This window comes from Agriterribacter sp. (assembly GCF_035445465.1).
GTDB lineage: Bacteria > Bacteroidota > Bacteroidia > Chitinophagales > Chitinophagaceae > Agriterribacter.
Genome location: NZ_DAOMQT010000071.1, coordinates 1 through 16935, shown reverse-complemented (window position 1 = coordinate 16935; position 16935 = coordinate 1). Strand labels below are relative to the sequence as shown.

At 43.9% G+C, this 16935-nt stretch carries 7 protein-coding genes and 1 rRNA gene; 1 reads left to right on the top strand and 7 read right to left on the bottom strand.

Annotated features, from left to right (window positions below; translation table 11 throughout):
• The 7 genes from PLE34_RS19945 to PLE34_RS19915 all read right to left on the bottom strand — a co-directional run.
• Positions 1 to 367, bottom strand: a 16S ribosomal RNA gene (locus PLE34_RS19945); the annotation flags it as partial.
• A gap of 715 nt (positions 368 to 1082) precedes the next feature.
• Positions 1083 to 4505: a 3-keto-alpha-glucoside-1,2-lyase-like domain-containing protein gene (locus PLE34_RS19940; protein ID WP_324559874.1), complete on the bottom strand. Its 3423-nt coding sequence runs from the start codon at positions 4503 to 4505 to the stop codon at positions 1083 to 1085.
• 139 nt (positions 4506 to 4644) lie between these two features.
• Positions 4645 to 5922: a Gfo/Idh/MocA family oxidoreductase gene (locus PLE34_RS19935; protein ID WP_324559872.1), complete on the bottom strand. Its 1278-nt coding sequence runs from the start codon at positions 5920 to 5922 to the stop codon at positions 4645 to 4647.
• Positions 5923 to 6158: 236 nt separating this feature from the next.
• Positions 6159 to 9497, bottom strand: coding sequence for a VCBS repeat-containing protein (locus PLE34_RS19930; protein ID WP_324559870.1), 3339 nt, complete (start codon positions 9495 to 9497; stop codon positions 6159 to 6161).
• A 100-nt stretch (positions 9498 to 9597) separates the two neighbouring features.
• Positions 9598 to 11469, bottom strand: coding sequence for a RagB/SusD family nutrient uptake outer membrane protein (locus PLE34_RS19925; protein WP_324559868.1), 1872 nt, complete (start codon positions 11467 to 11469; stop codon positions 9598 to 9600).
• Positions 11470 to 11480: 11 nt separating this feature from the next.
• Positions 11481 to 14696, bottom strand: coding sequence for a SusC/RagA family TonB-linked outer membrane protein (locus tag PLE34_RS19920; protein ID WP_324559866.1), 3216 nt, complete (start codon positions 14694 to 14696; stop codon positions 11481 to 11483).
• Positions 14697 to 15129: 433 nt separating this feature from the next.
• Positions 15130 to 15795 (bottom strand): HAD family hydrolase, encoded by a 666-nt coding sequence (locus PLE34_RS19915; protein WP_324559864.1) that lies wholly within the window; start codon positions 15793 to 15795, stop codon positions 15130 to 15132.
• Positions 15796 to 15927: 132 nt separating this feature from the next.
• Between PLE34_RS19915 and PLE34_RS19910 the strand changes: the two genes are divergently transcribed.
• Positions 15928 to 16644, top strand: a complete 717-nt coding sequence (locus tag PLE34_RS19910) for an NUDIX hydrolase (RefSeq protein WP_324559862.1) — start codon at positions 15928 to 15930, stop codon at positions 16642 to 16644.
• The last annotated feature ends 291 nt before the right edge of the window (positions 16645 to 16935 follow it).

The following is a 16935-nucleotide window of genomic DNA, read 5'->3' as shown; positions in this document are numbered from 1 at the left end:
TATTCCTTACTGCTGCCTCCCGTAGGAGTCGGGCCCGTGTCTCAGTGCCCGTGTGGCTGATCATGCTCTCACATCAGCTACTGATCGCAGGCTTGGTGGGCCGTTACCCCGCCAACTACCTAATCAGCCGTACGCCCATCTTCAAGTGCCGGAGCTTTAATAATAAAAAGATGCCTTTTCATTATATTATGGGGTATTAATCCAAGTTTCCCTGGGCTATTCCCCGCTCGAAGGAAGGTTGCGTACGTATTGCGCACCCGTTTGCCGGTCGCCGCCCATGTATTGCTACACTGCGCTGCCCCACGACTTGCATGTATTAAGCCTGCCGCTAGCGTTCATCCTGAGCCAGGATCAAACTCTCCATTGTAAATAATGTTGAGATTTGAAGATTGCTCTAAAAATCAAATTTTGTGGCTGGTTTACCTTACCCTGATTTCTAAAAAAAAATCAAGTGCTGTTGCTTCCAAACTTTCAAAGATCTTAGAATCTCGTATTTTTACGACCGTTTTTAAACGGGTTGCAAAGGTAAGAGATTTATTATTTCTACCAAATTTTTTTACTGAAATTTTCAGCTTTTTTTGGTTGATAAAATATTACTAATCATAGAACTACATTCAAAAAAATATCGGCTGCAAAGTTATATTCTCACCATGTCTAAAGCAAAATTTTTATTGCTTTCTTCTGCACAATTCCGGTAAACTATCAGGGAAGATCTTTAGTGTTTTTTTGAACGGGGTGCAAAGGTAGGGGTTTTTATGAACCCGCCAAATCTTTTTTCCCTTTTTCTATGCGTAATCGTCGTTTATTTTTTAAGAACTACTGCTTTTTTCAAAAGCGGAGCGCAAAGATAGCCAGCTTTTGCTTGCCGCCAAATCTTTTTTCAAAAAGAAGCGCTTTTTTCAAAAAAAATTATTCTGCTTTGTGTTGAAAACAGGCGGTCATTATATGCTGTACCCCTTATCAACAGGGGCTTTACATTGCATGTACACAGCAACGGGTTTACAAGGAACAACTTAAAAAAATTGCGGGCCGTTGTTATACAACGACCCGCAATGCCATCATAAAAGCAGGTAAAACTGTTTTTATTTTTTCTTTTGCGCTTTAGAGGAATTGGTTGTTGCCTTACCCAAATCCTTTATCCTGATATTCCGGAAAAATAACGTATCGCCATGACCCAAAAATCCAATATGTCCTGTAGCTCTTTTCAGTCCCGGATGATCGCGGTGATCTATAGTGCCATTCTTACTGGCTTCGGCAATATCGCCATCCAGGATAACCGTACCGTTTAAGGTTACCTTTATATGATTGCCCTTAATATATATCTCCTCTTCATTCCACTCTCCTACCGGCTTTAAATAGCCGCGTTTAGCTGCTATTACGCCATATACCGAACCATGGTACTGGTAAGGCTTCAAATCCTTATAAATATCGGCTTCGTTATCCAGCACCTGTATTTCCATCCCTTCATAAGCGCCATCGCCGGTTAAAGGCGTACGGATGCCTATGCCATTATTAGCGCCGGGGGTGAGCTTAAACTCAAAACGGTAAATGAAATCGCTGTACTCGTCTTTGGTATACAGGTTACCGTTTCCGCCTCTTTTGGGATACACGGCTATATTACCATCTTCAATGATATAGGAGGTTTTATTGCCCACCCACTCGTGCAGGGCGGTGCCATCGAATAATATTTTGTATCCTTCTTTTTGCTCATCCGCAGTAAGCACATAAGGCCGGGGGCGGGGAATTTCACGCAGGTAAATATCCCTGTATGCCACATAAGTGCCATGCGCCTGCAGTTCTATCTGCTCTTCGGGGAAAATTGGCAGGTTGCGATCCCAGTAGTTTTCAAGCGGCACTTTATCTACCACTAATTGCCCGTTCAGGTAAACCGTAACCTGGTCGCCCACCATGGTAATATGAAAAGTATTCCAGTCGCCAATAGCATTATCGGCCAGTTTGGAAGGCTTGCTCTCGTTTTTTTGATTGTTATACAAGCCGCCGGAACCTACCTGGGCGCCTACATCTACTCTTGAAGTATCCCAAATCTGCACCTGGGGCGTTCCTCGCAGGTATAAACCGGCATCACCGTCTTTGGTTATCTTCCAGTCAACATACATCTCAAAGTCACCATACTGCTTCTCCGTACACAGGTTCTCTCCTTTTCCTGTAAAAACAAGCAGCCCGTCTTCTACAACCCATCCCGTACGCATGATCTCATCTGCTTTCGCCTGTTCCTTTGCTAAGGTTGCAGCATCCATTTTCGTGCGTTTAACGGGGTCGGCAACCAATCCCTTCCATCCTGTAAGATCCCTTCCGTTAAATAAAGGAACAAACCCTTTGCCCTGTGGCATGGCCGCTATGTGCTTTTGAATGGCCTCCTTCAGGTACTGGCTTTCATTTCCGTTACCCATTATCTGTATGGTTTTCTCCAGCAAGGCCCTCACATTGTCTCCATAAATACCTTTGTTGGCTAAAGCGATATCTACTACCGCGTTCCCGGCCTGTCGCTGCAGGGCAGGATCATCTAAAAAAGTGCCTGCATATAATAAGGCAGGAAATGTGTTGCATTTTCCTACCTGACCCAGTATTTTCTTTTTTTGATCTGCAGTGCCGGCAAAATCCATGGCATTACGCAGTAAAATCAATTTTTGATCACCGGTATGATCAGAAATGCTGATCTGCTTAATAAAGCCCTCTACCGCTTCGGGAGCAGCAGTTCCCTTACCCTCCCGCTGAAGTACCTGGTACAATTGCGTGGTAGCCAGTCCGCCCTTCCAGTTGGAAAGCGCAGCTATCACTGCTCCTTTGGTTTGAGCATTGCCTCCCGCAAAAGCATCCAGTACGGTATTCAGCCCTTTTTTGCCGCCAATGCCGGCCAAAACATTATAGAAAAGTGATTTCTTTTCGGCCGGCGCGCTTTTTTCCCTGGCTATAATTACGGCGCTTGCCTGGTCCGGGTTCTTCATCATGCTTAATGCCGAAACCAGTAACCCCTGCATATCTGTTATATCACTGGGGCTTTTTGCAGATAGCAACAGCTCTGTTAACTGGGGCAACTGAACAGGAGAAACCATGTTTTTTAAAGCCGTGCGTGCCGACTGACTCACCGCGGGGTTAGGATCGTTAACAAATGCCAGCACATCTTTTGCTTTTCCACGGGCGCCTTTTTCTCCCAAAATTTCTATTAACGCGGCTTTACCGGCAGGCGATGCCGTTTCCAGCGCTTCACTTACAGCGGGCACCAGCTTATCACCTTTAACCGACAGCAACGCGGTTTTAACCGTTGCTATTTCTTCTGCGTTGCCATTTTTTAACATATTCAGCAAAGCGGGTATAACTTCCTGCTGACCAATTTTTGCCGCGGCGGTAACAGCAGCCAGGCGTACACCCACATCGCCGCTTTGCAGCGACTGGAGCGCCAGGGGCAAAGCTGTGGGCATGGCTTTATCACCAAACATGTTAAGTATTCCAGCCTTTGCGCTATTATCTGCTTTATTGAACGTTGTTATCCATTGTGCGGAATTGGCCTCAGTAAGATAAGGCCGGGCATATTTCAGCGCGGCTTCGCGGTACTCCGCATTTTTATCTTTCATGGCTTTGGTTAGCAAACCCACGCTGTTTTCGCCCTGTATATCCGTTAATAATTTTAATGCCGCCGTGCGGGTATGTACCTGCCCGGAAGCTTTTTTCAACAAAGTGTTTGCTGCTTTTTCGGCTGCCTGGGCCTGCCCGGTTACGGCCAGTTGATTAAGATATAAAAGATAGGCGGATGTGGCATCTGTTACATCGTAGCTGTAGCCGCTTTTAGCGGCAGCAGTATGGAGCAGCTTTAAGGAAGACGGGTCGGCAATACGTGCTAATGCATATAAAGCCACTTTGGTTAAGTTGGGATCGCTGCTTTTGGCCAGGGCAGTAACCTGGGGAACCGCTGCTGAAAACCGGGTATCTCCCAGCGCCTGCACAAGCGACAACTGCGCGTTGCCGGTAGCGCCTGGCAGGGCCTGCAATAATGCGTTATTGGATGCTTCGGTATGAATGGCGGCTAATGCCCGCGACGCCGCGTCGGAAAGTCTTTCATCATGCAGGTAGTTTTTCAAAAAAACTACCGCATCATCCTTGCCCACATGCTCAAGTTGTGTAATGATGAACAGTTGCGCCTCCTTATCCGATAGTTTTTCAAGCGCCTGCCCGTATGCCTTTACAGCCATTGCACGCCAGCTTTCTTTACCCGGCTGGCTGGCAGAAAAGGAAAAACCATTAATGGCGTAATGCAGTTTGGTATGATCTCCCGCTGTATTTAAACGGGTAACCAGCTCTGCCAGCCCGGCTTCTCCCAACTTAGCCACCGCTTCGACGTTGGCGTTGAGCTGATCTGCGTCATCTGCCGGCGTTTTGGCCAGCAGATCGGCTATTTTGGTAGTAACCGTACGGTTATCATCGGTTTGCGCGGCAGCCATTTGCAGCACGGTAAAGCAAAAAAGAAACGTGATTAATATTTGTCGCATGTAAATGAAAATTGTCTTGTTTAATATATTGTAATGCCTGCCTCGTCATGGCAGTTGTTCAGAAAAAAGGTTGAACCGTTTTGATATGCTTTCTAAAGCTGTTTGGTGAGCGCTGCTTACGCACGCCATCAGCTTTTATTTACATAAACCAGGGCTCCCGCAAAGGAGGGTTAAGCAAACGGTTGGCGCCTTCATCATTAATAAACTCCTGTTTCACAGGGTCGAATTTCAAAGAGCGGCCCAACTGCAGTGCTATTTTACCTAAATTCACTATTGTAGCGGAACGGTGCCCATTGGCTTCATTCAACGCGAATTTTTTCCGGTTCTTTACCGCATCCACAAAATCGGTTACCTGGGGCAACGGATCGGGGAACGCGGCTAATTTCCTTTCCAGGTCGGGTATATCGGAACGGAAACCGGGATATAGCTTTCCTTTCGGTCCCTCAATATATGCGGCATTTTCTTCCGTACCTGCGCCGTCAAGTATAATCTGGCAACCATCTTCGTAAGTATAGGTAATTTTTCTCCAGGTTCCCACCGCGTCATCATGCTGCTGCGGGGCATCCACTTCTACCGATACCGGGCTGGTATCATCTTTGCCCAGGAAATACTGAACGGGATCTATATAATGCTGCCCCATATCGCCCAGCCCGCCGCCGTCATAATCCCAGTAGCCGCGGAAGGTAGTATGTACCCGATGTGCACTATATGGCTTAAAAGGTGCCGGGCCCAGCCACATGTTATAATCCAGCTCTTTGGGAACAGATTCCGGTTCCAGGTGCGTTTTGCCTACCCAGTAAAATTTCCAGTCGAAGCCTGTATGCCTGCTCACCGTAACTTTTAACGGCCAGCCCAGCAACCCGCTTTCCACTAATTTCTTAATAGGTTTCACCGTAGTGCCCATGCCATAAAAATTATCGGAAAACCGGAACCAGGTATTCAGCCTGAAGATTCGGCCATGCTGCTGCACGGCTTCAACAAGGCGCTTGCCTTCGCCAATGGTACGGGTCATGGGCTTTTCGCACCAGATGTCTTTTCCTGCACGGGCTGCATCGGCAGCAATAATACCATGCCAGTGGGGGGGCGTGGCAATATGTACAATATCCACTTCCGGCAATGTAATCAGCTCGCGGTAATCCCTGAAAGTTTTTACGCCTTTACCGCCACCCAATGCATCTAAGGCCAATTGAATGTGGCGGGTATCTACATCGCAAACAGCTACCGTTTTAGTGCCCGCATATTCAAAATGGCCGCGGCCCATTCCACCCACGCCTATTACGGCTTTGGTAAGCGTATCGCTGGGTGCCAGATAGCCGGAGCCTCCCAGCACATGACGGGGAACAATTGTAAATGCGGCTAAGGCGCCTATTGAGTTTTTCAGGAACAGGCGCCTTGAGTTTTTTTGTTTTGACTTCATATTGCTTGATGAAAAATTTTACTGAGGAAAGTTCTAAAGTACAAATTATTATGTAAAAACAGATATACAAACGTTTGCTTAAACAATAAGATGCTACAGGTTGAAGCATTTACAGTGGTGGGTGGGTTAGAGTGGTAAGTAGTAAATAGTTAGTGGTTAGTGGTCGGTTGTCAGCACCGATACCTCCTTACTACTTAACACTTACCAATTATTCCCTTCTCTTTATCCCTTACCCCTCACTCCCTTAACTTATACGCTTTTATTTCATTTTGATTGACACCAAATAACCAGGTATCATTAACCTGCAATACGCTTCTAACGTCGCCCCATAACCGAAATCCGGATTGCCATTGCGGCACATACTCAAAGCTCCCTTTGCCATCTCCTTTCAGCAGCACGCCAAAGCTGGCATCATACTTACCAAACCGCAAACGGGCCTGGTTAATATTTCCACCTAACAGTATATCCTGCTTCCCATCGTTATCATAATCAAGAGCGGTTATCGTAAATACCGTCGATATTTGTGCAGGCAAAGGCAGCGGTTTGCCATGAAACTTACCATCAGTTCCCATTTCAAAATAGGCAGAGCTTAAACAATCCGCTTTTAAATGACCCGCACCTTTCAGCTCGCCGGCAGTGAAAATATCGGTAAGGGTTTGATCGGCGAAGGATTTATAACTGGTATACCGGGTTCGCATGGTGCTGATCTGATCCAGCAGTTCATCTCTTGTAACATAAGGATAGCTTTTGTTCTGTATATAAAAACATAGTATGGGATCAACGGATCCGTTCTCGTCAAAATCCTTATAATACATTTCCGCCGGTTCTTTTTCGCTTACGCGGCACTGGGTATTTAATCCGTGGTTACCCGCAATAAGATCGGGCTTTCCATCGCCATTCATATCTGTTACCAGTAATTTGTTCCACCATCCATAGTATGGCTTCTCAAAATAATCACCGGTTCTGTTTTCCAGCTTCCCGTTATTATTTACAAATACCATCAGCGGCATCCATTCTCCCGAAACAATCAGATCCTGTTTGCCGTCGCCGTTCATATCTGTCCAGGCCGCATCCGTTATCATGCCCGCATGTTGCAATGCAGGAGCCACATTTTTTATTTGATCGGTGAAACGTCCTTTGCCATCATTGATCAGGATATAGCTCTCCGGCGTTTCGGGGTAACGGCCGGGAATTACCCTGCCTCCTACGAAGGCGTCCGGGTATCCATCGCCATTTATATCGGCTATGCGCACACAACTTTTACTGGCATACATTAGCGGCAGGGCATCTTCCGCCCTTTTGAAGTTTCCTTTGCCATCATTGAGGTATAGCCTGTCCTGCAGCCGTGTATCGTTCGGGGCAAAGCTGTGATATCCTCCGCTGGCAACGTAGAGGTCAATAAATCCATCGCCGTTGGCATCAAAAAAAGCAGCATCCGCATCTTCACTCGCCTTATCTGCTTCAAAAGCCGGTTCCGGCTGCATAATAAACTGCCTGCCTTTTTGCTGTATATATAATGCACCTGCCTGCCCTGTGGCGCCCCCGGCAAATACATCTTCCAGCCCGTCGCCATTCACATCCCCTTTAACCAGGCAGGGACCAAAGAAAGACATTGGATTGACCATCAAAGGTTGCCGTTTAAAATCGTTAACGGTATTCTGCGCATGCGTAAAGACAACAGGTGATTTAATTTCTTTAAACAATGGCTCTTCCTTTGTTGGTATGCGGAAAGCAGAAAAAGCATCCTTTTCCTTTACAATAATCTGTTGATCTGCTTTTACGTTATGGATCACCTGCTGCCGGCCGCTCAGCCATACCACCCTGATGGAGTCTGCATTAGCGGCATCGCCTAACCCAAAATGCAACACAGGCGTAACAGACGACTGGTAGCCTCTTGCGGGCATCTGTTCCGCATATTGTATTTTCCCTTTACTAAAGATGGTAACCTTTGCTCCCAGCCCCTGGGTATTTTGAGCCGCGCCCTCCAGGGCAACCTGCAGAAAATGATGCGCTGTTTTTTTTGCCGACTGGTTATGATAAATAAACGCGGGCTTATTGATGTTGCTGATAACCAGGTCCAGCGCACCATCGTTATCGAGGTCGGCATATACGCCGCCGTTACTATTGGATGGTATATCAAATCCCCATTCGGCACTTACATTGCTGAAAGTAAGATCGCCATTGTTGCGGTACATATAGTTAATCACATCCGAAGATGGGATTTGATGCACAAGATCGAGCACATTCTGCCGCCTGATGTCGCCCCTATTATGCTGCATATAATCGTTCATATACTTTATAAAATCCATATCGGTGTAGTCTCTCATATAGCCATTCGTTACATACATATCCTTCCATCCGTCGTTATCAAAATCGGCAACAAGCGGCGCCCAGCTCCAGTCGGAATTGGAAATGCCCGATAACTGCCCTGTTTCGCTGAATGTGCCGTTGCCGTTGTTTATTTGCAGCATGTTGCGCATATACTGATAATAAAACCCGCTGCGTAACATAAGCTCAAATTTTTCGTAATTATCAGGCGACACCAGCATCTTTTGCCGGTGGTTATCTTCGGGCAGCATGTCGAGCGATATGATATCGGGGTAGGCGTCATTATTAATGTCACTGATATCGTTGCCCATGCCAAAGTGTGTGGTATGTCCCAGCGCGGTTTGCTTTACATCGGTAAAAGTGCCGTTCTGATTATTTATATACAGGTAATCTGGCACGCTATAGTCGTTGCAGATATAAATATCCTGCCATCCATCACCGTTAATATCGGCAATGGCAGCCCCCAGTCCGTAGGTTAAGGCCGAGCTGTTTATTTTTGATGCCGGTGTAATATCCCTGAATACATTTTTATCGTTCCTGAATAACTTTATGCCTATTTCCGGATCGGGTTGTTGCAATACATGGGCTGTGGCTACCTCATCCAAAACCGGCAATGAACTGGGGTTATGATTAAGCAGCAACATATCCAGGTCGCCGTCTTTATCGTAATCAAAAAAGTAACCCTGGGTGCTGAAAGAAGAATCGGCCAGGCCATATTGCGCCGCCTGTTCGGCAAAAACCGGTATGCCGGCTTTATCATTTCCCTGGTTGATGAATAACTGGTTCAACCGCTTTTCGGCAGGCAGTTTTCCGGAATAGCAGGCATATATATCCGGCAGCCCGTCTCCGTTTATATCAGCTATTGTTACGCCGGTTTTCCAGGGTCCTGCTCTGCCACCAACGCCTGCCTTTGCCGTAATGTCTTCAAACTGCATATTACCCCTGTTGAGGTACAATTTATTTTCTGCCGTATTCCCGGAAAAATAAATATCCTGTAAGCCATCGCCATTCATATCACCTGCCGCCACACCTCCACCGTTGTATATATATTCATACATTAAAACATTGAGGTTGAGGTTTTCTTTAAGCGTATTGTTAAAATGAATATTGGTGCGCTCGGGCGGTAACAACACAAACAGGGGATCGGTGTTCTTCACTTCACCCTTTTTTTTATTTTCCGGTGAAGCGCAACTACAAACACTTAATGCTCCATACGCTATTACGAGCAGTATATTAAATCGCAGCACGGTACAAGAATTTGAGATGAGGGATGTGCTTAAAAAATCTATGCCGGCTTCTGGCCAGCATAGACTTAAAGATAAGCAATATCAAAGTTTAAATAAACAACTATTCGTAGCCGGGATTTTGAACCAGTTTATTATTTCTATTCACTTCATCGCGGCTTAAAGGCCTGAAATACATTTTATCTAACCACTGGCGGTCTTCCAGTCCAATATCAACAAACGGAGTATACGTATAGTTATATCTTGTTTCGTCCTTCCGGTAAGGTGAGGGAGCGGTTTGCCCCGGTTTAAGGGTGCCTTTAACGCTAATAAAAACATTCTTTCTACCTAAAGTGGCCGGAGCTACCATCCAGCGCCTGGCATCAAAATAACGTTGCTCTTCATATGCCATTTCAATTCTGCGCTCGTTTCTGTAGCGATCACGCAATGCAGACCCACTTTCTGTAATAGCCGACATACCGGCCCTGTAACGAATTTTATTCAACCAGTCCCTTGCTTCGGGTTCTTCTCCCAGTTCTATACAGGCTTCTATATAATTAAATACAGCTTCGGTATATCTAAAAAATGGCCAGGGAATAGATTGCCGAACATAATTGTCTACTACTACAGGATCAGGATCCGTAAATTTCCGCATATAATAACCTGTCCAGCTACCATTCCAGTCTTCAATAGATGACTGCCTGGTATCCAAGCCAAATATATTTCCACTACCTACCTGGTACTGACCTGTTTGCACCTGGTTTGCCGGGTCAACATTACCGGAAATTTTATCACGGGGCTTCCAATCTGCGCCATCATACAAAATAGTGGCATAAAAACGCGGCTCCCTGTCAGTATAAGGAGATGTTGCATGGGCAGGATTACTCCAGTTAAACTTAGTTCCATCCATCATTTCATAATCATCTACCATTTGCTGAATAGGTGTGTTACCCGCCCAATTGTGATAACCATTAGGCCCGTTTGCAAGTCCAACATACTGTCCTGCGTATTCATCTTTATCTGCGGTATATCCTCTTTCAAAGATTAATTCAACTTCGGCTGCTGCATCTACATTAGCGTCTTTACTTCCTCCGCCCATTGCCATTGAGATGTAATTTTTCTTTGCTTCGGCAAAAGAAACAGGTGCAGACAAATCAAGTTTATATCCTGTGCCTTCATCAATAACAGCTTTTGCCGCATCCCTGGCTGCTGTCCACCTGGTAATACGGTCTCCACTTGTATATCCAATTAGCTCCGGATTTGAATATGCCGCTAAAACCGAAGATTTGGATTTGGCAGTAGGTATATCATACAGGTCGCTCGCCGCATATAACAACACACGCGACTTTAAGGCCATTGCTGCGAGTTGGGAAGCACGGCCCCGTGGCAAATCCTTACCCTTTAAAAGAAAAATCGCACTATCACAATCATCTACAATAAAATTCACGCATTCTTCAAAAGTATTTCTTGCAATAGTATAATCTTCATCTAACCCGTAAGGTTTTTCAATAATCGGGAAAGCGCCATAAAAACGAAGCAGTTGCTGGGAATAATACGCTCTCAAAAAATAAGATTCTCCCCGCAAACGATCATTTAAATCCCTGTTATCAAATGTAGCTGTTGCGAGGTTTGTTAAGGCCACATTAGCGCTGCGAATACCACTGAACATGCTTCCCCATTCATAAGTACCATTCGTCCATCCTAAATTTGATGGATTTAATACCCCTTCATTTACAATATCAATACCCCGCCCCGGGTGGGTAAAAACAGATTCATCTGTTAAGGAAGAAAGCATCTGTTCATCAAACCCACCCATGCCCAGCCGGCTGTACACCCCGGTAACAAAGGCCTCGGAAAGCGGACCATCCTTCCAAACATCTTCTGAAGATACTTCACCTAATGGTTTGGTATTCAAAAAATCTTTGTTGCAGGAAGCCAGGGCAATACCCCCTGCTATAAAAATGATTATTGAAATATTCTTTATCATATTACTCATTATGATTCGTTTTAAAAGGTTACACGAAAACCACCGTTAATAATTCTTGCCTGCGGGTAATACTGTCCACTGCTACTGGTTGATTCGGGATCATATATTTTCATTTTGTCGAAAGTCAGCAGATTAAGCGCGTTAATATATACACGGAAATTATTAATGCCCACTTTCTCTGTTAATTTAGCTGACAGGTTGTAGCCCAGCTCAATATTTTTTAAACGGAGATAATCACTGCTCCTCAACCAATAGGTATTAAGACCAGAATAGTATTGATCGCCTCTGTTTGCACTTCGGGGGTGTACGCTGCTCGGATTTTCTATGCTCCAACGGTTCTTGTATGAATATTCAAGGTAGTTACCAATACTGCCGGACTCTGTTCCAATGAATAATAAACCACCGGTAGCTCCCTGGAAAAGAATAGAAAGATCAAAGTCTTTATACTGCAGGTTAATAGAAGCGCCTCCGGTAAACATAGGATCTCTGTTCTTCTTTAACCTTGTTCTGTCGTCCTGATCAATTTTATTATTGCCGTCAATATCTTTATACTTCATATCCCCAGGGCGAAGCGTACCCACAAGCGCGCTGTAATCCAGCGTATTTTTATCTATGTCTGCCTGGTCAATAAATACGCCATCGTATTCATAGGCCAGGTAGTTTACACCACTACTGCCGAAAGAAGCTCCGGTAGATTTTTGCCAGTCGGGGGCCCCAGGTATTTCATCCCAGAAATCAATTTTATTTTTTGCATAACCACCGTTTACCCCTACACTGAACCGGAAATCACCTATTTGGTCAGAATAGCCTAATTTAAATTCCCAGCCTTTATTACTCAACTTTCCAAGATTAACAGGAGGCAATAATGATCCAATACCAGCACTCGCCGGCGTAGAACCCTGTTTCTGAATAAGAATCTGATTGCGCTTATTTATAAAATATTCAAACTCAAAACTCAATCTTCTGTCCAATGCACTACCTTCTAACCCGATATTGCTGTTATTGGCTACCTCCCAGGTAAAGTCGGGATTAGGCACCCTGCGTTCAAACAAAGTTTTAGATAAATTTCTATCAATAATATAGCTATTAAATCCATAGGTAGAGAGGTATTGGTACTCCTGTAATGCGCCGTTAAAATACACCTGATCATTACCCATTTGTCCATAAGAACCCCTTAATTTAAGATAGTTGATGAAAGGCACATTATTTCTAAAAAAGTTTTCATCAGAAATATTCCATCCTACCAATACCCCGGGGAAAAATCCAAAACGGGAGTCTTCCGGGAAAATATAGGAACCATCATAACGCCAAACAAATTCGGCAAGATATTTTTCCTTGAAGTTATACCCTACACGTCCAAAATAACTTAAACGGGCACGTTCATAAGCACCGCCGTTATTGTCTTTTTCTGCATCGCCTCCCGCAAACATCTGATCCACCGCGGTGGAGATAAAATACCTGCGGAATGCGCTGAAATAGTCATCCTGTATTGTTTCCCGGTTTATACCCACCAATACATTAATTGTATGATCATCTTTAATTGTACGGTCATAATTCAACAAAGCACCCAATAAAAGGTTTAACCTGTTTTCGTCTGCAGTTCTTAACCTGGGATCAGTGAAGGTGGAACGCACAACCTTGCTAAGTTTAGGTGTTACCCCATCATCTTCGTAACTAGCATTATCCCAATTGTAGAGCGACCAGGGTGTTTCCCATCTTTTACCACGGTAAATATATTTATCAACAGCAGCCATACCCGTTAGCTTCAACCCTTCCACGCCAGGGATCAATATTTCGACCTTACCATTGGTTTGAAAATAATCTCTTTTATCTCTGTCGTAACCGGTTAAGTTGGTTGTGATCACTACCGGATTTTCACCGTTTTCAATATCAGGGCCGGGCATTCCATTTGGCCAAATTGCCTGTTCGGTTGGTTTGCCACGCATTAACATCCTAAAAATAGCACCAGCACCTTTGGTTGGGAAAAAGCGGTATTCTTCACGCGCTGTAAGCCCTATCTGCACATTTATGTATTTATTAATTTTTGCGTCCAAATTCAGGCGCATATCGTATTGCTTATACCCGGTAGCCGAGTTTTTATAATACCCATCCTGGTCATTATAACCAAGCGAGGCGAGGTATCTAACATTTTCGGATCCCCCACTCAACTGCAGGTTATGCCTTATCTGGGGAGACCAGTTTTTTAATACTGCTCCAAACCAATCTGTATTAGGGTGTCCCCAGGGATCAGAACCATCTGCGAATTTTTCCATATCCGCTGGTTTGTACGTAGCATTTACCGGGTTTGGCGTTCCGCCATCTGTACGGGTATAGCTTCCGGTTTGCTTAAATGCATTCCATGCAGCACTCCACTGTTCAGGGTTTTCAGCCAAATCTTTCCATATCACAAGCTCATTTGCCATTTGCGCATATTGTACAGCATCTGCCAATTTAGGTATAACAGTTGCCTGTGCCAATCCATAATTAAAGTCGTAAGACAGTAGTGGCTTACCGGTTTTACCGTGCTTTGTGGTAATTAGTATAACGCCATTCGCAGCACGGGCGCCATAAATTGCAGCAGAAGCGTCTTTTAAAACAGATACACTTTCTATATCATTTGGGTTTAAACGTTCTAAGCCTCCACTACGCTCCGGCACGCCATCAATTACGATCAATGCATCACTATTTCCTAAAGTATTTGTACCGCGAATACGGATACGTGAACCATCATATCCCGGCTCACCACTACTCTGCACAGCACTGATACCCGGCAATCGACCAACCAATGAGTTAGAAAGGTTTACGGCAGGTGATCTCTGCAATTCGGTACCCTTAACCTGGGCAACAGCTCCCGTAACCGTAACCTTTTTTTGCGTACCATATCCTACCACCACTACGGCATCTAACTCGCTTGCTTCTCCGGGAACTAATACCACTTCAAAGTTAGTTTGATTGCCTACTGTTCTTTCCTGTGTTTGAAACCCAATAGCTGAAATAACCAGTACCGCCCTGCTGTTGGGTGCATTAATACTAAACGCCCCGTCTTCGCCGGTAGTAACACCTGTAGTTGTACCCTTTATGATAACGCTGGCATTCGCTATTGGTTCAGCCTGGTCGTTGGTAACTTTACCTTTAACAGCAATAGCTTGTGCAAAGCCGCCGGCACTAATAAAAAGCAAAGCCATCGTTAGTGCAACAGCATGCCTTACTTTCTGAAGCAGAAAATTTTGCATCATGTTTTGATTTTTGTTTGAGGTCTTAATATTGAAATGTTCAGATCACAATAATAGCTTGTTTAGGATCAACTGGATCTTGCTCATTTAATCATCCTTACTATCTAAATTAAATGGCAGAAATCCGTATGAACAAAAGCTATGGGGATAATAGTAAGAGGAAAGTGTTCATATAACATTCAGTTTTGGAGTTAAGAAATACAATCGTTTGTTACTAAAATAAAATACCAGATGTTTTAAAATCCGGAAAAAAGAGAAATTCATATATAAATAATATGACTTCACCTATTAACTGATGTTAAAAGTAATTAAAATTTAATATAAAAATGTTTTTTTGACACTTTATTTTAACGCACCATTTTCCACTTCATGCAACAACGCGGGGTAAAGGTTACCAATGGGTTTAAATACCGGCCTCCGGGAAGATCATTAACTATTATCTTATAAATGTTTTCAAAGCCGCATCCGTATAGTCTTGTACAAAAAACAATATATTGCCGTATGCGGAAAAATCTTCCTTATCATGCATCGTAGTGAGCGCTACAGACTGCATACCTGCATGTAAGGCTGCTTCAACGCCTTTAGGAGCGTCTTCAAAAACTATACATTGTTCCGGTGGCACATCTAACAGTGCCGCAGCTTTCAGATAAGTTTCGGGATGCGGCTTGCTCATGCTCACATCATCGGCGCTTACGATAGCGGAAAAATAATGCCGGAGATGCAGGTTATCTAAAACAAAATTAATATTAAAAGGTATTGCTGCGGAGCCAATAGCCATCGGGATATGCTTTTGCCGTGCAGCTTCCAGGAACCCATCCAATCCTTTTATAAGCTTCAGATGTGGCAGGTACGCCTGCTGGTATCTTTTTTCTTTCTCAAGCGATAAACGATCCGCTTCCTCCACTGAAAAATGACCTTTACCGAATATACGGCCCATCACTTCACTGTTCTTTCCGTACATCTGCACTTTTACTTCTTCCTCATTTAAGCCGGCCCCCAGTTCATCATTCAATAAATGATACCAGGCTTTTACATGAAAAGCCATATCATCAATCATGGTACCATTCAGGTCAAAAATAAAAGCTTTATAGCTGTTGTTCATTATAATGATTTTAGATGCTGCACCAACAATAGGTATGCTAAAAGTAAAATCGTATTCCTATTCCACAAAAATTGTTATTTTCATGCACTGTTACAGCCCTTATATTCAACATTCAAAGGTCAGCTTCACCCAATGTTATCCCGTTATAATAAAGAAACCCGTTTGCTCGTTGCTATTGATTGCATCATTTTTGGATTTGATGGCAGCAACATTAAATTGCTGCTTATACAAAGAGGAATGGAACCCGAAATTGGCAAATGGAGCCTGATGGGTGGATTTGTGCGCCCCGATGAAGGACTGGAAGATGCATCCAACCGTATATTGAAAAAACTAACCGGCTTAGAAAACGTGTACATGGAGCAACTGCTGGTTTTTGGTGAGCCCAACCGCGACCCCGTGGAACGAACGGTTTCCATTGCATATTTTGCTTTAATTGATATCTTCCAATACGAAAAGCAACTGAGCGATGAATATCATGCGGAATGGTTTATGCTCAAAGATGTACCACCGTTAATATTCGATCATGATAAGATGGTAAGCCTGGCGAAAAAGCAATTGCGGTATAAGGCTGCGCTACATCCTGTTTTATTTGAACTTTTACCGCTCAGGTTTACTATTCCGCAGCTTCAGCACCTGTATGAAGCGGTATACGACACCAATTTTGACAACCGCAATTTCAGCCGTAAAATATTATCAACAGGATTACTGATCAAGCAAAAGGAAAAGGATAAAAAAACCTCCAAAAAAGGAGCTTATTATTTTAAATTAGATAAAAGGAAATACGCCGATCATTTTAAAGCTTTTCTTAATTTCATACCCAACCCGGAAAAATTCCTGAACACACATTAATACATATTTATATATATAATATGTAATCTCATTTACAGCAACAACAACACAACTATAATTTAAAATATACTGCAACAAAGCTTTTTAGGCTTTTGATGCAATGTATTTCCATTACATTTGTACAGGTGAACTGGTCATGTTCCTATGAAACTTCAAACATCCAACGATTAAACCAGTTCTTCTAATACCATTATTTTCTGGCGTACTTACAACCTCATTAGATTTCTGTTAACCCGTTAATTCTGCATTGATCAGATTTAAAATTTGAAATGTTATGTATTCGTATGCTTT